Origin of the sequence: Streptomyces sp. OR43 (assembly GCF_008042275.1) — a bacterium.
GTDB lineage: Bacteria > Actinomycetota > Actinomycetes > Streptomycetales > Streptomycetaceae > Streptomyces.
This window is the reverse complement of the sequence record NZ_RDBK01000043.1, coordinates 2,297,323-2,316,265: the sequence shown is the minus strand read 5'-3', so window position 1 is coordinate 2,316,265 and position 18,943 is coordinate 2,297,323. Positions and strand designations below refer to the sequence as shown.

Sequence of the window (18,943 nt, the reverse complement as noted above, 5' to 3'; positions counted from 1 at the left end):
TTCGCTACGTGCTTCGGTCACCGGTCGACGCCTCCCATCACGGGGTCGATGGATGCGACGGCGACGATGACGTCGGCGACCTGGCCGCCCTCGCACATCGCCGCCATGGCCTGGAGGTTGGTGAAGGACGGGTCGCGGAAGTGGACCCGGTAGGGGCGGGTGCCGCCGTCCGAGACGACGTGCACGCCGAGTTCGCCCTTGGGCGACTCGACCGCGGTGTACGCCTGCCCGGCCGGGACCCGGAATCCCTCGGTCACCAGCTTGAAGTGGTGGATCAGGGCCTCCATGGAGGTGCCCATGATCTTCTTGATGTGGTCGAGCGAGTTGCCGAGTCCGTCCGGTCCGAGCGCGAGCTGCGCGGGCCAGGCGATCTTCTTGTCGGCGACCATGACCGGTCCCGGCGCGAGCCGGTCGATGCACTGCTCGATGATCCGCAGCGACTGGCGCATCTCCTCCAGCCGGATGAGGAAGCGTCCGTAGGAGTCGCAGCTGTCGGCCGTGGGGACGTCGAACTCGTAGTTCTCGTACCCGCAGTAGGGATCGGTCTTGCGCAGGTCGTGCGGGAGTCCGGCGGAGCGCAGGACCGGGCCGGTGGCGCCGAGCGCCATGCAGCCGGTGAGGTCGAGGTAGCCGACGTCCTGCATGCGGGCCTTGAAGATGGGGTTGCCGGTGGCGAGCTTGTCGTACTCCGGCAGGTTCTTCTTCATGGTCTTCACGAACTCGCGCAGTTGGTCGACCGCGCCCGGGGGCAGGTCCTGGGCGAGGCCGCCGGGGCGGACGAACGCGTGGTTCATCCGCAGGCCGGTGATCAGCTCGAAGAGATCGAGAACGAGTTCACGATCGCGGAAGCCGTAGATCATGATCGTCGTGGCGCCGAGCTCCATGCCGCCGGTGGCGATGCACACCAGGTGCGAGGAGATCCGGTTGAGCTCCATCAGGAGCACGCGCAGGACGGTGGCCCGGTCGGGGATCTGGTCCTCGATGCCGAGGAGCTTCTCGACCCCCAGGCAGTACGCCGTCTCGTTGAAGAACGGCGTCAGGTAGTCCATGCGCGTGACGAAGGTGGTGCCCTGTGTCCAGTTCCGGAATTCGAGGTTCTTCTCGATGCCGGTGTGGAGGTAGCCGATGCCGCAGCGGGCCTCGGTGACGGTCTCGCCGTCGATCTCCAGGATCAGCCGGAGCACGCCGTGCGTGGACGGGTGCTGGGGACCCATGTTGACGATGATGCGCTCGTCGTCGGACTTGGCCGCCGACTCGACGACCTCGTCCCAGTCGCCGCCGGTGACTGTATATACAGTCCCCTCGGTCGTGGCGCGGGGAGTCGCGTGGGGAGTGGTCATCAGGAGTACGACCTCCGCTGGTCCGGAGCCGGGATCTGGGCGCCCTTGTACTCGATGGCGATGCCGCCGAGCGGGTAGTCCTTGCGCTGCGGGAAGCCCTGCCAGTCGTCCGGCATCATGATCCGGGTGAGGGCGGGATGCCCGTCGAAGACGAGCCCGAAGAAGTCGTAGGTCTCGCGCTCGTGCCAGTCGTTGGTCGGATAGACCGCGACGAGGGACGGGATGTGCCGGTCGTCGTCCGGTGCGGAGACCTCCAGCCGGATGAGCCGGCCGTGGGTGATCGAGCGCAGGTGGTAGACGGCGTGCAGTTCACGTCCCTTGTCTCCGGGGAAGTGGACGCCGCTCACCCCCGTACAGAGCTCGAAGCGCAGTGCCGGGTCGTCGCGCAGGGTTCTAGCGACGGTGGGCAGGTGCTCGCGGGCGATGTGGAAGGTGAGCTCGTCGCGGTCGACGACCGTCTTCTCGATGGCGTTCTCGGGAAGCAGTCCCTGTTCCTCCAGGGCGCCTTCGAGTTCGTCGGCCACCTCGTCGAACCAGCCGCCGTACGGGCGCGAGGTGGCGCCCGGCAGGGCGACGGTGCGGACGAGGCCGCCGTAGCCCGAGGTGTCGCCGCCGTTGTCGGCGCCGAACATGCCCTTGCGTACGCCGATGACCTCGCCGTGCTCGTCGCGCGGGGCGGGAACGCCGTTCGCGCCCTGCTCCTTCTCGCTCATCGCAGCAGCCCCTTCATCTCGATCAGGGGCAGTGCCTTGAGGGCCGCGTCCTCCGCCTCGCGGGCGGCCTCCTCGGCGTTGACCCCGAGCTTGGAGCCCTGGATCTTCTGGTGGAGCTTGAGGATCGCGTCCATCAGCATCTCGGGCCGCGGTGGGCAGCCCGGCAAATAGATATCAACCGGGACAATATGATCAACACCTTGAACAATGGCGTAATTGTTGAACATTCCGCCCGATGACGCGCAAACCCCCATGGAGATGACCCACTTGGGGTTCGGCATCTGGTCGTAGACCTGCCGCAGGACGGGCGCCATCTTCTGGCTGACCCGTCCCGCCACGATCATCAGGTCCGCCTGCCGCGGCGATCCGCGGAAGACCTCCATGCCGAACCGGGCGAGGTCGTAGCGCCCGGCCCCGGTCGTCATCATCTCGATGGCGCAGCAGGCGAGGCCGAAGGTGGCCGGGAAGACGGATGACTTCCGTACCCAGCCGGCGGCCTGCTCGACAGTGGTCAGCACGAAGCCGCTGGGCAGCTTCTCTTCGAGTCCCATGTGTGCCCCTCAGCCCCTCAGTCCCATTCCAGGCCGCCGCGACGCCATACATACGCATAGGCGACGAAGACGGTGAGCACGAAGATCAGCATCTCGACGAGCCCGAAGATCCCGAGGGCGTCGAAGGTGACCGCCCAGGGATAGAGGAAGACGATCTCGATGTCGAAGACGATGAAGAGCATCGCCGTCAGGTAGTACTTGATGGGAAAACGGCCGCCTCCGGCTGGAGTCGGGGTGGGTTCAATACCGCACTCGTACGCTTCGAGCTTCGCCCGGTTGTACCGCTTGGGACCGATAAGCGTGGCACTGACCACGGAGAAGATCGCAAAGCCTGCCCCGAGGGCGCCGAGCACGAGGATGGGCGCGTAGGCATTCACGCTCCTCGCTCCTTCCAGTCGTCCTTGACCGTTGGACCGCATCGGGCGACCTGGCTCGCCACCTCACCAAGATCGTGCACATGTGAGGCAGTTCACAAGCCCGACTGCCCCGCATCCTATGCCTGCCGTCCTGTGATCTGCGACACGGGGTACGACAACGTCTTTGTGATCTCCACCACCTGACGAACGATCATGAAGTCGGATGAGCGGTGATCTTCGTACACGAAGCGGCCGAGTGATCACGAGACGTGACATCTCCCGCCGTTACCGCTGGTCAAAGAGGTGTCGCTCTATCAAGCGACAGTGCCGGGTGCCAAATTGGCGATGGACGCGATCGGGTGATAAAGGGATCTGCCCCACTCTGGGTCCGGGGCCGCGTCACCCGCGCGGGGGGCCCGGAGGAACGAAGTGGACGCATCCCGGCATCACTCCACTATCGGGCGAATCAAGCGCGACGCGCGGCTAGTTCCCCGGCCCCGGACATCCGCCGGCGAGGCACCCCTCGCGCGAGGTCCTCGTATGCCCGTCACGCGAAGGTCATGCTGTGACCTGCGTCACTCACGCGAGGCCGCCGGAGAAGCGGGCTTGGCCAACCGTGTGAACGGATGGTAAGTGACGGGCAATTCGGGCGTATTGCTGAAAACCCGTGATCACAGCAGTGATCGAGCCTGACCGTTATGCCCGTTACGGCGTCAATAAAGGCCCTCAGGAAGCGGATTCACAGATTCCGGACGTAACTGTGTCGCAACACACGTTTCTTGATGGGACCCCTGAGGCCCTGATAGCGCTAGTACCCATGTCCCACACCGCTCTCATACCCAGCCACCGGAAGCCCCGCCGAAACGCCTCGAAGACGGCGCTGCGGGCCGGAGTTGCCGGTGGCGTCCTCAGCACCATCGCGGTCGCAGGCGCTGCCGGTCCGGCCCAGGCCGAGCCGGTGACCCAGACGATCGAGATGCCGACCATCACGGCCGGTCTCTCCACCACCGTCGCGGCGTCCGCCGAGGCCACGCAGCAGGTCGCCCTGGACCTGGAGACGCAGGCCCACGAGGAGGCAGCGGCCACCACCGCCGCCAAGGACGCCAAGAAGGCCAAGGCCGAGGCGGTCCGCAAGGCCGAGGCCAAGAAGAAGGCCGAAGCCAAGGCGAAGGCCGAAGCCGAAGCCAAGGCGGAGGCCGCCGAGCGCGCCTCCCGCGCCGCCGAGCGCACGACGCTCAGCACGTCCTCCGGCTCGTCCTCGTCCGGCTCGACCGCGACGACGTCGTACTCCTCCACCGCCACGGGCACCGCCGCCTCCGTCGTCGCGTTCGCGCAGGCGCAGGTCGGCGACGCATACGTGTCCGGCGGCACCGGCCCCAACTCCTGGGACTGCTCCGGCCTCGTCCAGGCCGCGTTCCGCACGGTGGGCGTCGACCTGCCGCGCGTCTCGCAGAGCCAGTCGACCGCGGGCACCCAGGTCTCGCTGAGCAACCTCCAGCCGGGCGACATCCTGTACTGGGGCGGCGCGGGCAGCGCGTACCACGTCGGCATCTACGTGGGCGGCGGCCAGTTCGTCGGTGCGCAGAACTCCTCCACCGGTGTGGTGCAGAAGTCCCTGGACTACGACCCGCCGTCGGGCGCGGTCCGCGTCCTCTGAGTTCACGGATTCACAAGCGCCTCGGCGCACTTCGAAGGGCCGCGGTTCCCCCGCTCGGGAGCCGCGGCCCTTCGGCGTTCCCGGCGGGTTTCCGACCTCACCCCCGGCGTCCACGGTGACGTCGGGAACCTGCCGGACTCCGTACCCGGGAGCTTGTGAACTGGAGCGAACAGCTCCCGCGTCACCGGACCCAGGACGGCCCCGCCATGTCCACCACGACCGACCCCCGCACCGACGCCGCGTCCCCCACGCCCTTACGCGGCCGACTGGCCGTCCTCTCCGTGACGCTGGGCATCTTCGCCGTCGTCACCACGGAGATCCTGCCGATCGGTCTGCTGACGCCGATCGGCGCCGACTTCGCGGTCGCGGACGGTACGGCGGGCCTGATGATGACGATGCCGGGCCTCCTGGCCGCCGTCGCCGCCCCGGTGGTGACCCTCGCGACGGCCCGCGCCGACCGGCGGCTGATGCTCGCCGCCTTCGTCCTGCTCCTCGCCGTGGCCAACTTCCTCACCGCCGCCGCGACCGCCTACGGGGTCGTGCTCGTCGCCCGGGTCCTGGTCGGCATCACCATCGGCGGCTTCTGGTCGATCGGCGCCGGCCTGGCCGGCCGGCTGGTCCCCGCCCCGTCCGCCGCCCGGGCGACCGCGGTCGTCTTCGCCGCCGTCCCCCTCGGCTCCGTGCTCGGCGTCCCCGCCGGAACCCTCATCGGCGATCTGGCGGGCTGGCGCACCGCGTTCGTTACGATGGGGCTACTGTCCACGGCCGTGCTGGCCCTGCTGCTCCTGTCTCTGCCCGCGCTGCCGCCGGAGCGCGTCACCCGCCCGGCCGTGCTCCGCGCTCTGCTGCGCCGCCCGGACACCCGGTTCGCGCTGCTGATGACGTTCCTCGTCGTACTGGCACATTTCGGCACGTACACCTACGTGACACCACTGTTGCGCGGGATCACGCACGCCGGGCCGGGCCTGATCACCGGCTTCCTGCTCGTCTACGGTGCGGCGGGCGTGGCCGGCAACTTCCTCGGAGGCGCCCTGGTGACGCGCCGGCCGCACACCGCCTTCGGGGCCGCCGCCGCCACGATCGCCGCGGCGACCGCGCTCCTGCCCGTCCTCGGCCCATCCGAGGGGGGCGCGCTCGCACTCCTCGTCCTGTGGGGGCTCGGCTACGGCGCGGTCCCGGTCTGCTCACAGACCTGGTTCGCCCGCGCGGCGCCGGGCACCCCCGAGGCGGCCTCGGTCCTGTTCACGGCGTCGTTCCAGGCGACGATCGCCGTCGGCGCACTGGCGGGCGGCTACGTCGTGGACCACGCCTCGCTCCACGCGGTCATGTGGCTCGGAGCCGCGACGGCCCTGCTCGTGGTGCTCGCGGCCCCGGTCCACTTCGTACGGACGGGGCAGTGCCCAGGTCCTAGGCGCGGGGCGCGACCTTCGTCAGACCGTTGATGATGCGGTCCATCGCGTCGCCGCCCGTCGGGTCGGTGAGGTTGGCGAGCATCTTCAGGGTGAACTTCATCAGCAGCGGGTGGGTGAGACCGCGCTGGGTGGCGACCTTCATGACCTTCGGGTTGCCGATCAGCTTCACGAAGGCGCGGCCCATCGTGTAGTAGCCGCCGTAGGTCTCCTTGAGCACCTTCGGGTAGTTGCTCAGGGCCAGCTCGCGCTGGGCCGGGGTCGCGCGGGCGTGGGCCTGGACGATGACGTCCGCGGCGATCTGCCCCGACTCCATGGCGTACGCGATGCCTTCGCCGTTGAACGGGTTGACCATGCCGCCCGCGTCACCGACGAGCAGCAGGCCCTTGGTGTAGTGCGGCTGGCGGTTGAACGCCATCGGGAGGGCGGCGCCCCGGATCGGCATCGTCATGTTCTCGGGGGTGTAGCCCCAGTCCTCGGGCATGGAGGCACACCACGCCTTGAGGACCTCGCGCCAGTCGAGCTCCTTGAAGGCGGCGGAGGAGTTGAGGATGCCGAGGCCGACGTTGGAGGTGCCGTCGCCCATGCCGAAGATCCACCCGTAGCCGGGCAGCAGCCGGTCCTCGGCCCCGCGACGGTCCCAGAGCTCCAGCCAGGACTCCAGGTAGTCGTCGTCGTGGCGCGGCGAGGTGAAGTACGTACGGACCGCGACACCCATCGGACGGTCCTCGCGGCGGTGCAGGCCCATCGCGACGGAGAGCCGGGTCGAGTTGCCGTCGGCGGCGACGACGAGAGGGGCGTGGAAGGTGACCGGGGTCTTCTCCTCGCCGAGCTTCGCCTCCACTCCGGTGATGCGGCCGGTGCGCTCGTCCTTGATGGGGGCGCCGACGTTGCAGCGCTCGTACAGCCGCGCGCCGGCCTTCTGCGCCTGGCGGGCCAGCTGCTCGTCGAAGTCGTCGCGCTTGCGGACCAGTCCGTAGTCCGGGTACGAGGCGAGATCCGGCCAGTCCAGCTGGAGCCGGACGCCGCCGCCGATGATGCGCAGGCCCTTGTTGCGCAGCCAGCCGGCCTCTTCGGAGATGTCGATGCCCATGGAGACGAGCTGCTTGGTGGCACGCGGCGTGAGGCCGTCGCCGCAGACCTTCTCGCGCGGGAAGGCGGTCTTCTCCAGGAGGAGGACGTCGAGTCCGGCCTTGGCGAGGTAGTACGCGGTGGTGGAGCCGGCTGGGCCTGCCCCGACGACGATCACGTCCGCGCTGTGTTCGGACAGGGGCTCGGTCACGGTCGGATCTCCCGAAGACTCGAAATCGCGTGCCGCGCGGCACATGTCCCGTGCAGTCTATGGGGGCCTGTTGTCCCACCCTCCGAAGGGCTCCCCGATGTCGCTCGCGCCTCCCGCGCTCCCCGTCGTACAGCTGCGTGTCCCGACCGACGAGGACGCCGTGGCCTGGCACCGCGTCTTCGACGACCCGGACGTCATGGAGTTCTTCGGCGGCCGTCCTTCCGAACTGTCCATGTACGAGGAGTGGACCGCCCGCCAGCGCAGACACGACGCGGAGCTGGGCTTCTGCCTGTGGACCGTGCTCGACGGGAACGGCGAGGTGCTCGGCTTCACGGGTGCTCAGCCGTGGCCGCACCGTAGCTACGGCCCCGCGGGCGAGATCGAGATCGGCTGGCGGCTGGCCCGTCCGGCCTGGGGCCGCGGCTACGCGACCGCGGCCGCGCGCCTCACGCTGGAGCGGCTGCGCGCGGCCCGGGTGGAGCGGGTGGTGGCGACGATCGACGCGCTCAACGAGCGGTCGATCGCGGTGGCCCGGCGCCTGGGCATGGAGCGGGCGGAGAGCTTCACGACCCCGCGTGAGGGCCAGGAGGCGGTGTGCTTCCGGCTGGAGCTGCGACGGTGACGTGCGCGGCCGGCCGTTGACGTGGCGCGTCCGGGGCGGCGGGGGCGTTGACCTGGTCGGTGGACGTGTCGGCGTCGGACTGTTCCGTGGCGGGCTCGGTGCTGCGGACGGGCGCGGGCTTGTCGTCGCCGCTGTCCCGGTCCGTCAGGGCCAGGACACCGGCGGTCGCCCCGCCTCCGACGAGCAGCGCGGCGGCGAGCGTCGCGCACCAGAGGGCGACGGTCCGCTTGCGGCCGGACGGCTCGGGGGCGGGCGCCGGCTGCGGGGCGTACGGGGCGTAGGCGCCGTACGCGCCCGGAGCCGCCGGGTAAGCCCCGGGCACCGCCGGCGCGAGCCCCGTCAGCCGCAGCAGGTACGGGGCGACGAAGACCGCGCCGCCGACCCACAACAGGCCGAACAGCAGCACCTCCGACAGGCTCAGGGCGAACTCCACGGTGCCCCGGCCGTCCATGTCGTCGACGGTGCCGGAAAGCTGCGCCGACACTCCGCCCAGCGCGGCCGTCACCAGGACCAGCAGCAGGAACAGGCCTCCCGCGGTGGCCTGTTCGCCCCTGCCGGCCGAGCGGCGCGCGGCGAGCAGGCCGATCGTCAGCGCGCAGACGACGCCGGTGGCCAGCGCCCCGGCCACCGCCCAGCCGCCGGCCGCGTCCCCCAGGTCGGACAGCCCGAAGCCGCCGTGCTCCGTGCCCGAGCCGAAGAGGTCCGCCTGCCCGCGCAGGTCGTACTCGAAGTGGGCGCCCCAGCTCACGCCGAGCACATGCAGTCCGATGTTGGGCAGCAACGGCAGGGCGATCAGCAGGGCTTCGCCGTCGACGTCGTCCGCGGTGGCGTACAGGACGATGCCGATCAGCGAGCACAGCAGCAGCACGATGCCGAGCGCCCGGACCGCCGTGCCGGCTGCCCGGACCAGGGTCAGCGTCCCGGGGCGCTGCGCCAGCCACTGGGCCGCCGCGTCGCGTTGCAGTACGCCGCCGGTGACGAGCAGCGCCATCACGAGCGCGCCGAGGGCGGCGAGGACCGGGGAGGACGAGACCGAGACGTCCTCGATCACGGGCTGCGCGAAGAGCCCGAGGACCAGGACGGCGGCGGTGGCCACGAGGCTGATCCGTACGGCCGCTTCGAGGCCGCCGCCCTGTCTGCGGGCCGCCCGGGCGCCGAGGAGCAGGGCGCCGATCCACAGCACGGTGACGGTGAGCGGGACGATGGCGAGCGTGTAGCTGCCCTGGGTACCCGGGCCCAGGCCGCCGAAGTCCGACCCGAAGTCCGGTCCGCCGGAGCCGTAGTCGGAGCCGTAACCGTTGCCGTAGTCGGAGCCGTTCAGGCGGCCGGGCCCGGTCGCGCTCAGCTCGAAGCCGCCGCCGAACGCCTGGAGCAGCATCGCCAGCGCGATCCGCAGCCGGTCGCTCCAGCCGACGACGACGTCGTCGCCCTGGCCGTACGTGGGAACGGAGAGCGCCACCGCGAGGGCCACGATCAGTCCGGTGGGCCAGGCGGCGGCCTTCACCGAGCCCGCCCAGTCGCCCCGGAACACTCGTCCGAAGAAGGCACCGAGCGGTGAAGGACCTGCCGGGACCACCGGCATCGGGGCGTACCCGGGCGGGGGCGGCGGTTCCGCCACCGGAGCGGACGGTCACGATCCGCGACGGGGTCCTGGGCGAACGCGCGGGGGCGGCGGCCGGATGATCCGCGGCAGGTTCCCCCGGCGCCGGACGCCCCCGGTGCGGCCCTCCGTGTTCTCCTTCGGCGACCTGCTCGGCGAATCACTCGCCGGCACGCTGCAGCGCCCAACATCGGACTGCATGTGCTCGGCGTGAGCTGGGGCGCCCACTTCGAGTACGACCTGCGCGGGCAGGCGGACCTCTTCGGCTCGGGCACGGAGCACGGCGGCTTCGGGCTGTCCGACCTGGGGGACGCGGCCGGCGGCTGGGCGGMGGCCTGGGGAGGCGAGGTGGGTGCCTGCGGAGGCGACGCGGGCGCCGGTGGGCGCTCACGCCCGCACGTCATGCAGAAGCGCGCCTCGTCCGGCGCCGGGGATCCGCAGAAGGGGCAGTACGACGGCATGAGGACTCCGCAACGGGGAGACGGGGACGGCTGGAACGGTGACGCAGGGGAACGGGAAGGACGCGTGCCGTATCAACGGACACATCTTCCACGTCACCCGGTTCCCGTCAACTCCGTTCCCGTCAACTCGGGTCTCCAGCACCGCTTTTCAACGGGCGCGCCCGCCGTGAGCGCCCTCGGACCCCGTCAGGTGCGAACGCCCCGGTGCAGCGCGACGATGCCACCGCTGAGGTTGCGCCAGGCGACCTTCGACCAGCCGGCCTGCTGGAGCCTGGCCGCCAGCCCGGCCTGGTCGGGCCAGGCGCGGATCGACTCGGCGAGGTAGACGTACGCGTCGGGGTTGGACGACACGGCGCGCGCGACCGGGGGCAGCGCACGCATCAGGTACTCGGTGTAGACGGTCCGGAACGGCGCCCAGACCGGCTGGGAGAACTCGCAGATGACCACCCGGCCGCCCGGCTTGGTCACCCGGTACAGCTCACGGAGCGCCGCGTCGGTGTCCTGGACGTTGCGCAGCCCGAAGGAGATGGTCACCGCGTCGAAGGTCTCGTCGCGGAACGGCAGCTTCGTCGCGTCGCCCGCGGTGAACGGCAGCCAGGAGTTGCGCTTCTTGCCCTCGCGCAGCATGCCGATGGAGAAGTCGCACGGCACGACGTACGCACCGGTCGCGGCGAACGGCAGCGAGGACGTCGCCGTCCCGGCGGCGAGGTCGAGGACCTTCTCCGCGGGCCGGGCGCGCACCGCGGCGGCGACCTCCTTGCGCCACAGCCGGGCCTGGCCGAGCGAGAGCACGTCGTTGGTGAGGTCGTAGTTCGCCGCCACGTCGTCGAACATCGAGGCGACTTCGTGCGGCTGCTTGTCCAGGGAGGCTCGGGTCACCCACCCATTCAAGCAGCCCGGCCCCGCCGCGTCGGGGCGGGCCCGCTGCATGGGAGCCCCGCGCCGCCGATCAGCGGCGCAGAGCCTCGGCGGGCTCGATCCGGGACGCCCGCCACGCCGGATACAGCCCGGCCAGGACCCCGGTGAGGAGGCCGATGGCGGGTGCCGCCGCGGCCGTCGCCGGGTGCACGACCGGGGTCCAGTCGCGGGCCACGGCCACGCCGACCACCGTGACGACGCCCAGCGAGGTCCCGATCAGCCCGCCGAGGGCCCCGAGGAACCCGGACTCGGCGAGGAACTGAAGGGTGATGTGCCTGGCCCGGGCGCCGAGCGCGCGCCGCAGACCGATCTCTCCGGTGCGTTCCAGAACCGACACCAGGGTGGTGTTGGCGATCCCGACGGCCCCGATGACCAGACAGATGCCCGCCAGGAGCAGGAACAGCTGGCTCAGGTCCCCGCTGACCCCGGAGCGCAGCACCCGGGGATCCGGCGGCGGCACGGCCTTGAGGTATTCGGGGTGGTCGGGCCGCAGCGCGGTCGGTGCCAGCCGGGCGACCTGCTGGGCGGCGCCCAGGTCGGTGGAGATCAGCATGGCGGCGCTGCTGCCCTCGGGCGGGCCCCAGACCTTCTCGGCCGTGGTGCGCGGGACGACGACCGACAGGAGCAGGTCGGCCTTGCGTTCGGTGTTCTCGACGATCCCGGTGACGGTGAACGGCTGGTCCCCGACGAAGACGGCGGGCCGGGTCTCCAGGGTGGTGATGCCGAGCCGGGCCGCGACGCCCGATCCGATGACGGCGACGAACGCCCCGTCGCGGGACATGAGGTCGTCGTAGATCCGCCCCTGGGAGAGCGTGGGCTCGGCCGCCTCCAGTACACCGGGGGACGCGGCGACCACCTCCGTCCTCCCGCCGCCCGCGGCCCCGCCCACCGGGGCGGAGCGCACGGTGACGGTGTCGGCCAGGCGGACCGGCCAGTAGACCCCGGCGCTGCGGACGCCGTTCAGCCGCTCCACGCGTGCGTCGGCGTCGGGCGGGAAGGCGGGCCCGGCGAACTCGTTCTGCTCCGAGGCCTTGTCCTCGACCGACACCTCCGTGGCGCTGAGCGAGTCGAAGCGGGCGTCGATCTGTGAGGAGGCGGTGGCGGTCAGCCCCAAGATGGCCACGAACGTGCCGACGCCCAGGACCGTGCCGAGGGCCGTCAGCGCGGAGCGGGCGGGGCGCTGCAGCGTGCCGGCGAGTGATTCGCCGAGCAGGTCGCCGAAGGAGAACACGGAGGGCCGCACCGGGGGCGTCCGGCGCCGGGGGAACCTGCCGCGGATCATCCGGCCGCCGCCCCCGCGCGTTCGCCCAGGACCCCGTCGCGGATCGTGACCGTCCGCGCGCCGCGCCCCGCCACTTCCGGGTCGTGCGTGATCACCAGCACCGTCATCCCATCCGCGTGCAGTTCCGCGAGCAGGGCCAGCACGGACTGCGCGTTGGCGGTGTCGAGGTTGCCGGTCGGCTCGTCGCACAGCAGCAGGGAGGGCCGGGCCACCAGCGCCCGGGCGATCGCCACCCGCTGCCGCTCCCCGCCGGACAGCGTGGTGGGCAGGGATGCGACCCTGTGCCCGAGTCCGACCCGTACCAGCGCCTCCTTCGCCCGCCGCCCGCGCTCCTTGCGGGGCACGCCGCTGTAGACCATGGCCAGCGTGACGTTCTCCAGGGCGCTGCGGTGCGGCAGCAGATGGAAGGACTGGAAGACGAAGCCGATCCTGCGTCCGCGCAGTGCGGTGCGGTCGCCGTCCTTCAGCGCGCCGGTGTCCAGTCCGTCGAGGAGGTACGTCCCCGAGGTGGGCGCGTCCAGCAGTCCGGCGATGTTGAGGAACGTCGACTTGCCCGATCCGGACGGTCCGACGACGGTCACGAACTCGCCGCGGCGGACCACCAGGTCGCAGGGCCGGAGGGCGGCGACCGGCGGTGGTCCCGGATAGGTCAGGGCAGCCTGCCGGAACTCGATGACGGGCGCGCTCATTTCCGTACCCCGGTGACGACCCGGTCGCCCGCGCGCAGGGCGGTCTCCACCACGGGGACGACGGCCACGAAGCCGTCGCCGGAGGTCCCCGGACGTATCTCGACGCGCTTCTGCGCACCGGACGCTGCGCATACGGTCACCACGGTCCGGCCGTCCGCACCCGCGGTGATCGCGGTGACCGGGACCACGAGGGCCTTGCCGCCGGTGGAGGCGGCCTTGATGGTGAGCCTGACGTCCTGGCCGTTCAGCCGGGCGTCGAGCGCCTTGTCCGGCGTGATCCGCACCAGATAACCGGACGGGCCGGCGGCCGGAGCGCCGCCGGCCTCCGCCCCCGGCGCGGTGCCGCTCTCCCCGGCCGGGGCGGTCTGCGTGTCCGCGACGCGGGAGACCTTCGCCCCGGCCGACACCCCGGACACCTCCGAGTAGATCTCCACGTCCTGCCCGGCGCGCAGCAGCCCCTTCTGGTACTCGGGGACGTACGCCTGCACGACCAGCCGGCCCGAGGACAGCGTCATGGCCGTCCCCGACACCTTGGCGCCGACGAGGCCCTGCACCGCGTTCACCCGGGCCGGGAAGCTCTTCAGGAACACCGCCTCGCCCGCGGGAAGCATCGGGCCCGACTTCGCCAGGACCTCGGCGTGGACGGCCCGTGCGTCGTCCAGGTCCTCCGTGGCGCGTTCCACGGCCTTGCGCGGATCACCGGGCGCCTCGTCGTCGTCCTTGGCCGCGGACCGGGAGTCCTGGGCGTCCTCCAGCGCCCGTTCGGCCGAACGCACCGCGTCCGCGGCGGCCTTAAGCCCCTCGCCCTCGTCGTCCTGGGCCGGCAGCGGGTCGTAGCCGATCGACGCGTAGAAGGAGCCCAGCGCCGCCTTGGTCCCCGCGCCGAACGTGCCGTCCGCGTCGGGCGTGGTGGGGTGCCCCAGCTCCCGGAGTGCCTTCTGGAGCTGCTCGACGTCCTCCCCCTCGCTGCCGGGCCGCAGGTCCCGGTAGACGGGCAGCCCTCCCCGCAGCACGAACACGGGCCTGCCGGACACCTCCATCAGCAGCCGGCCGCTGCGCAGGACGTCGTGGGGCCCGACCGCCAACTTCGTGATGACCGCCCCGCTCGCCCCCTCGTCACCGGCGGACACCTGAGGGGAGACGTTCACCGTCTGCCCGGCCCGGACCTGGCCCCGGGTGATCACGGACGACACCAGGACACGGTGCTCCACCGCCGCGGTCAGTACGTCCTCCGCCGGTGCGCCGGCCTCCGCCGCGGCCTGGGCGGGTGACTTGATGACCATCGACGCGCCGACGCCCGCGGCGCCGAGGAGCAGGGCCGCCACGGCGACGGCGACGACCCATCGCCGTCGGCGGCCGAGACCGCCGTCGGCCGGTTCCTCGTCGGTGCCGCTGTTCTCGTCACTCATCGAAGAGCTCTCCAGTCCGGCCATGTCACCCGCCGGCCGAAAGGTCTTCGCCCCCGGGCTGCCTGGGATCACAGATCTCGCGCGCCGCGCGATAGTCGGGGTTCGTCTTCATCTTGAAGGACAGCTCGTTGCTGAGCGGGAAGTCGCCGTTCGGGGCGGGGTCGGGGTAGTCCTTCACACCGTGCTTCCGGAGGCAGGCGCTCAGCTTCCTGGCCCGCGCCATGTCCTCCTTCGACGCGGGCACCATCGACGGGCTGGGAAGAAGGCCCACGCACTTCTTCTCCGCCGTCAGGATGGCCGCGTTGTTGCCCTTGCCCTTCTCGACCCGCAACGCGCCCCCGTCCGTCGTCTCCAACGGGATCCCCTCGCCCTTCAGGCACGTGTAGTACGCGGCCTCGTCCGCCCCCTGCGTGGGCGCCGGTGACGACGTGACGCCGGACTTCGCCTGCCCCGAGTCCGCCGGGCCCGAACAACCGGCGGTCACCAGCGAGAGCAGTACCAGCGAAGCGGCGGCTGCGGCGACAGCGGGGACTCGGTGCATACGGAACTCCCTGGTGGGACAGCGGAGGGAAAGGCGGTCGCCGCGCCTGGCGTACCAGCCGGTCGCCGGAGCCCAACTCGCCCTGCCTGTAGGCGTTTTCGTGAGCACGTGACGGCGCCGGGGCACGACGCTACCGATCCGCCGAAGGGCGGACAACTGTCCTCGGGGCCAGTAGCCAGATCCGTGCACGACGCATTGGATGGATGGCGCTCACGCCCCAACGGGCCCACATTTCACCGGTTCAGCAACCGAAGGAGCACCATAATGCCCCGTTCAACTGCTATACGGCGCCTGACTGGCATCGCCCTGGCCGCGACCGCGGTCACCGGGCTGACACTCACGACGGCCGGCACCGCGTCGGCCGCGACGAACAAGAACGGGAACGTGGAGAGCGGAGAGTTCGGTCTCTACTACAACTCCAACTACGCCGGCTGCGTCTTCGATCTCCTGAACGAGGACGGCAACTTCGCCGACAACCGCTTCATCTCGTCGACGAGCTCCCAGACCTGCCCGGGCCAGGGCCAGATCACCAACGACAACACCGCCTCGTACTGGAACCGCGATGTGACGGCCTGGGACGTGTACACCGACGCCGGCCGCAAGGGTATCCACGGTTACGTGCCGCTCAATTACTACGGCAACGCCTCCGCGACGTACAAGAACGAGATCTCGTCGTCCTACCCCTTCTGACCGTCCGGGCGGTTCGCCCCACCCGCACACCAGCACCGCTGTTCTGCCCGTAAGCGCCGGGCAGAACAGCGGCTGCCACATCGTACGACCAGGCCGTCCCCCGAAGGATCCGCATGCACCCGCTCTCCGGCCGCCGCCACCTCCACCGTTCGCTCGGTGTGCTCTGCGCCGCCGCCCTCCTTGCCGCCTGCTCCTCCTCCGCCGACACGGGGCAGAGCGACGAGAAGTCGGAACCCGAGGTCTCGGCCACGCCCGCGATGTCCGCCACCGTGGGCCTGAAACTCCCCCTGGACGCCTACGACGCCACCCGGGAGGAGGCCGACGCGCTCCAGCAGGGCCAGGGCGTTCTCATCTCGCGGTGCATGGAGCGCTTCGGCTTCCGGTACAGCCTCCCGCCGAGGCCCGCCACCCCTACGCGGGGGGAGAACGCCCTGGTCTTCGGCGTGGTGGACGCGAACGAGGCCGCCCGGTACGGCTACAGCGCTCCCGAGGACGCACAACCGTCCCGGCGCACTCCGCAGAACCTCACCGCGTCCGAGGAACTCGCACTGCACGGCGCACCGGATCTGAAGCCCACCGACATGCCGAACAGCCAGACGGAGGCCACGAAGAAGGGCGGCGGCAAGGAGCGGATCAACGGCAAGGCGGTACCGGTCGGCGGCTGCGGCCACGAGGCGTTCCTCAAGCTGTACGCCCCCGAGCCGAACGCCGTGGACGCCATGTACGTGTTCAACCTCAAGGCCCAGGCCGAGTCCCGGGCGCGCGAGGATTCCCGTACGAAAGCCGTCAACAAGCGCTGGTCCGACTGCATGGCGCGCAGTGGCCGCACCGCGACGGACCCCATGAACGCCACGGCGGAGCTCGGAATCGCCGACGACGCCCTCGCGTCCCCCGCCGCCATCACCGCCGCCAGGGCCGACGTCGGGTGCAAGAAGGAGGTCAATCTGGTCGGCATCTACTTCGCCGTCCAGTCCGCCTACCAGAATCGGCTGATCGACAAGAATGCCGAGACGCTCGGCCTGGCAAAGAAGCAACTGGCGGATCGGCTGAAACTCACCGCTTCCCTCATTTCGGCGCCCTGAACAATCCGCCCCATTTGCCGCCGACGCACATCCTGAACCGTCCGCATCGCGGCCCTCTCCCGGAATATCCGCCCCCGCGTGCTAGATTCCTGCCGCTCTTGAACCAGCACCCTGGGGGGGGAATCATGACGGTTCATTGCCTTGCCTGTGCTGCCCCGATCCATGACGGACCGCACGAAGGCCCGTCCGAGGACCAGCTCGCCGAAATGTCTCTCCGGCGGCTCACGCCCACGGAGGAGCAGCTATTCGCGACGCTGCACCGCGCTCCCTCGAACGAGGAAGTCGCGGCCTGTCTGCATGTCACCACACGGACCGCGAAGTTCCATATCGCCAATATCCGTTCGAAGCTCGGCGGAATGTCGAGACTTCAGCTCTGCCTCCTGTCCGCTCTCCACCACAGAGGTCTTCTGTCTCTCTGCGATTCCTGCATGCTCCTGTTCACGTCCTGGCCGTCCGGTGCCGAATCCACCGTGCCCGAGCTCGTTCCGAGGGAGCTGGCGGGCAGACAGGCCGGCTCCTGAGCACACCTGCCCCGCCGCACCTGCCCCGCGTTCGGGCACCGATCCCGATCCGGCTTCAACCTTTCCGGCCCGTCGGCACTCAGTAAGAGACGTAGTGACCACCGACAGACCGCAGAGGAGGCCGGATGACAGCCGGACGCAGCCCGGACGCCACTGGCTTCGAGGAGTTCGCCCGCGCGAGTCAGCGCCGGCTGTACCGCACCGCGTATCTGCTGTGCGGAGACGCCGACGCGGCCCGTGATCTGACCCAGACGACGCTGGCGAAGCTGTTCCAGCACTGGGGCCGGGCGAGCGCGGCCGACCATCCGGACGCCTACGCCCGCACGGTGCTGACCCGCACCTACATCGCCGAGCGCCGGCGCCGGCTGCGGGACTTCCGTGCCCACACGCCGATCGCCACGCCCGCGCCCGGGGTCGGCCCCGAGCTGACGGTCACGCTGCTGGCCGCGCTCGCCGAACTGCCGCCCCGCGCCCGGGCCATGGTCGTCCTGCGGTACTGGGAGGACCTGAGCGTGGAGACGGTTGCCGCGCTGCTGCGCTGCAGTCCGTCCACCGTGAAGAGCCAGTGCTCGCGCTCGCTCGCCACGCTGCGCACCCGGCTGGGCGACGCGCGTCTCTACACCACCCGAAGCTGAGGAGACCGTCATGGACATGTTTACTGACCGCTCCCCAGGCCGGGGCCCGGACCCGGAGGCCGACGACCTGCTGATCAGGGCGGCCATGGAGCAGGCCGCCGACGGCGCGCCGGCCCTGCCCGATCTGGTGCCCGTCGCCCTGGTCCAGGGCCGCAGGCGCCGCAACCGCGCCCGTGCGGCGGTCGGGGCGGGGGTGACCGGCGTGGTGGCCCTGGGCGTGTTCGGCGCGGCGGTTTCGCTGTGGAGCCCGCAAGGGCGTACGCAGCCGGCGCAGACCTGGTCTGCCGCCTCGCAGACGACGACCGTCAGCCCGCCGCCGTCCCCGGCCGCGACCGCGGCCCCCCAGGCCGTCCCCGCGCCCGTGCACATCGAGCCGACGCCCGGCGAGACGAGCATGGCCGACCTGCCCCCGGCCGAGCGGGCCCGGCAGAAGCAGTTCCAGCAGCAGGCCGCGGCGCTGCTCGACGAGCTGCTCCCCCGGCAGCTCGGCCCGGTCCGGCCGGTCGATCTGGCCGTCAACCGGTACCAGGCCGGGCGGGACGGCAACACGTTCCCCATCGTCTTCTCCGTACGCCCCAAGGCGGCACCGGGCGGCGCCCCCGCCGATCCGCCGTGCCGGGACATCCCGTCGAAGGGCCTCCGGTGCGCGGCGGCGGTCCTGCCGGGCGGCATCAAGGCCCGCGTCACGACCGCGGAGGGCAATGCCAGGGGCACGCAGACCATCACGGGCGTCAGCCTCGGCTTCGTCTACCGCGACAGCGTCGTCCGGATCTCGGTCGACGGTGACGACTCCTCCATGGTGTCGGCACCGGTCACCGCGGACCAACTGGTCGCCGCCGCCCGTGACTCCAGGCTCCTGGAACTCGTGGGGTACGCGGACGGACATCCCATGGAAGACAAGGAGCGCACGGTTCGTGGCGGCTGAGACAGTCAGGAAGCCGGACCCGCGCCGCGCCCGGGGCCGGGGTGACCGGCGGGACATGCGACGGCAGCGCCGGCGCCGCAGCCGGATACGGGTCCTGGCCGCGGTACTCGTCCCGGCACGGCGGATCGGCGGGGGCGCCGCCCGGTGCCGCCTTGGGGCGTACGGAGAAGACGATGGGGAACGTGTTGCCGTCCCGCCCGGCCTGGTACCGGTTGACGGCCAGATCGACCGGCCGGACCGGGCCGAGCTGCCGGGGGAGC

Annotated in this window: 21 protein-coding genes; 9 read left to right on the top strand and 12 right to left on the bottom strand. The window is 71.1% G+C overall.

Features of this window, described 5'->3' with window-relative positions; translation table 11 throughout:
- Window positions 1–17 precede the first annotated feature (17 nt).
- From EAO72_RS29335 to EAO72_RS29320, 4 genes are read right to left on the bottom strand one after another with little or no spacing between them, the layout of a single operon-like run.
- A complete protein-coding gene (locus EAO72_RS29335; protein ID WP_148020162.1) occupies window positions 18–1,340 on the bottom strand; it encodes an NADH-quinone oxidoreductase subunit D in 1,323 nt (440 codons plus the stop codon).
- Window positions 1,340–2,053: an NADH-quinone oxidoreductase subunit C gene (locus tag EAO72_RS29330; protein ID WP_148020161.1), complete on the bottom strand. Its 714-nt coding sequence runs from the start codon at window positions 2,051–2,053 to the stop codon at window positions 1,340–1,342. The genes EAO72_RS29335 and EAO72_RS29330 overlap by 1 nt, the downstream gene beginning before the upstream one ends.
- The gene (locus EAO72_RS29325) at window positions 2,050–2,604 is read right to left on the bottom strand and encodes a NuoB/complex I 20 kDa subunit family protein (RefSeq protein WP_030926341.1); all 555 of its coding nucleotides are present in this window, start codon (window positions 2,602–2,604) and stop codon (window positions 2,050–2,052) included. The genes EAO72_RS29330 and EAO72_RS29325 overlap by 4 nt, the downstream gene beginning before the upstream one ends.
- A gap of 17 nt (window positions 2,605–2,621) precedes the next feature.
- Window positions 2,622–2,981, bottom strand: a complete 360-nt coding sequence (locus EAO72_RS29320; RefSeq protein ID WP_136328529.1) for an NADH-quinone oxidoreductase subunit A — start codon at window positions 2,979–2,981, stop codon at window positions 2,622–2,624.
- A gap of 796 nt (window positions 2,982–3,777) precedes the next feature.
- Here EAO72_RS29320 and EAO72_RS29315 point away from each other — a divergent pair.
- Entirely contained in the window at window positions 3,778–4,617 is an 840-nt protein-coding gene (locus EAO72_RS29315; protein WP_148020160.1) for a C40 family peptidase, read from the top strand.
- Between the two features lie 206 nt (window positions 4,618–4,823).
- On the top strand, window positions 4,824–6,059 hold the full coding sequence (locus tag EAO72_RS29310; protein ID WP_148020159.1) for an MFS transporter: 1,236 nt from the start codon (window positions 4,824–4,826) through the stop codon (window positions 6,057–6,059).
- Here EAO72_RS29310 and EAO72_RS29305 read toward each other — a convergent pair.
- Entirely contained in the window at window positions 6,025–7,308 is a 1,284-nt protein-coding gene (locus EAO72_RS29305) for a geranylgeranyl reductase family protein (RefSeq protein ID WP_148020158.1), read from the bottom strand. The two genes, EAO72_RS29310 and EAO72_RS29305, sit on opposite strands and share 35 nt — an antisense overlap.
- A gap of 97 nt (window positions 7,309–7,405) precedes the next feature.
- Here EAO72_RS29305 and EAO72_RS29300 point away from each other — a divergent pair, with 97 nt between their 5' ends.
- Window positions 7,406–7,930, top strand: coding sequence for a GNAT family N-acetyltransferase (locus EAO72_RS29300; RefSeq protein ID WP_148020157.1), 525 nt, complete (start codon window positions 7,406–7,408; stop codon window positions 7,928–7,930).
- Here EAO72_RS29300 and EAO72_RS29295 read toward each other — a convergent pair.
- The 7 genes from EAO72_RS29295 to EAO72_RS29260 form a co-directional block, all read right to left on the bottom strand.
- Entirely contained in the window at window positions 7,872–9,548 is a 1,677-nt protein-coding gene (locus EAO72_RS29295; protein WP_187285267.1) for a hypothetical protein, read from the bottom strand. The two genes, EAO72_RS29300 and EAO72_RS29295, sit on opposite strands and share 59 nt — an antisense overlap.
- On the bottom strand, window positions 9,431–9,991 hold the full coding sequence (locus tag EAO72_RS44170) for a zinc-ribbon domain-containing protein (RefSeq protein WP_410090514.1): 561 nt from the start codon (window positions 9,989–9,991) through the stop codon (window positions 9,431–9,433). Before EAO72_RS44170 ends, EAO72_RS29295 begins: the two co-directional genes overlap by 118 nt.
- A gap of 186 nt (window positions 9,992–10,177) precedes the next feature.
- Window positions 10,178–10,870 carry a demethylmenaquinone methyltransferase gene (locus tag EAO72_RS29280; protein WP_148020155.1) on the bottom strand — a complete coding sequence of 231 codons (693 nt, stop codon included), beginning with the start codon at window positions 10,868–10,870 and terminating at the stop codon, window positions 10,178–10,180.
- A gap of 70 nt (window positions 10,871–10,940) precedes the next feature.
- Window positions 10,941–12,191 (bottom strand): ABC transporter permease, encoded by a 1,251-nt coding sequence (locus EAO72_RS29275; protein WP_148020154.1) that lies wholly within the window; start codon window positions 12,189–12,191, stop codon window positions 10,941–10,943.
- Complete coding sequence (locus EAO72_RS29270) at window positions 12,188–12,880, bottom strand: ABC transporter ATP-binding protein (protein WP_148020153.1); 693 nt, start codon at window positions 12,878–12,880, stop codon at window positions 12,188–12,190. The genes EAO72_RS29275 and EAO72_RS29270 overlap by 4 nt, the downstream gene beginning before the upstream one ends.
- The gene (locus EAO72_RS29265) at window positions 12,877–14,289 is read right to left on the bottom strand and encodes a peptidoglycan-binding protein (RefSeq protein ID WP_148020152.1); all 1,413 of its coding nucleotides are present in this window, start codon (window positions 14,287–14,289) and stop codon (window positions 12,877–12,879) included. The genes EAO72_RS29270 and EAO72_RS29265 overlap by 4 nt, the downstream gene beginning before the upstream one ends.
- Window positions 14,290–14,314: 25 nt before the next feature.
- The gene (locus tag EAO72_RS29260) at window positions 14,315–14,830 is read right to left on the bottom strand and encodes a hypothetical protein (RefSeq protein WP_148020151.1); all 516 of its coding nucleotides are present in this window, start codon (window positions 14,828–14,830) and stop codon (window positions 14,315–14,317) included.
- A 264-nt stretch (window positions 14,831–15,094) separates the two neighbouring features.
- On the opposite strand from EAO72_RS29260, the gene EAO72_RS29255 reads away from it, so the two are divergent.
- From EAO72_RS29255 to EAO72_RS42570, 6 genes are all read left to right on the top strand, one after another.
- Window positions 15,095–15,520 (top strand): peptidase inhibitor family I36 protein, encoded by a 426-nt coding sequence (locus tag EAO72_RS29255; RefSeq protein ID WP_148020150.1) that lies wholly within the window; start codon window positions 15,095–15,097, stop codon window positions 15,518–15,520.
- 113 nt (window positions 15,521–15,633) lie between these two features.
- Window positions 15,634–16,602: a hypothetical protein gene (locus EAO72_RS29250; RefSeq protein ID WP_148020149.1), complete on the top strand. Its 969-nt coding sequence runs from the start codon at window positions 15,634–15,636 to the stop codon at window positions 16,600–16,602.
- 125 nt (window positions 16,603–16,727) lie between these two features.
- Complete coding sequence (locus EAO72_RS44165) at window positions 16,728–17,123, top strand: helix-turn-helix domain-containing protein (protein ID WP_410090547.1); 396 nt, start codon at window positions 16,728–16,730, stop codon at window positions 17,121–17,123.
- A gap of 125 nt (window positions 17,124–17,248) precedes the next feature.
- Window positions 17,249–17,758 carry a SigE family RNA polymerase sigma factor gene (locus EAO72_RS29240; RefSeq protein ID WP_148020147.1) on the top strand — a complete coding sequence of 170 codons (510 nt, stop codon included), beginning with the start codon at window positions 17,249–17,251 and terminating at the stop codon, window positions 17,756–17,758.
- 10 nt (window positions 17,759–17,768) lie between these two features.
- Window positions 17,769–18,683 (top strand): hypothetical protein, encoded by a 915-nt coding sequence (locus tag EAO72_RS29235; protein ID WP_148020146.1) that lies wholly within the window; start codon window positions 17,769–17,771, stop codon window positions 18,681–18,683.
- The coding region (locus tag EAO72_RS42570; RefSeq protein WP_222724129.1) for a hypothetical protein at window positions 18,673–18,943 on the top strand (271 nt) is incomplete at its 3' end. The genes EAO72_RS29235 and EAO72_RS42570, both read left to right, overlap by 11 nt.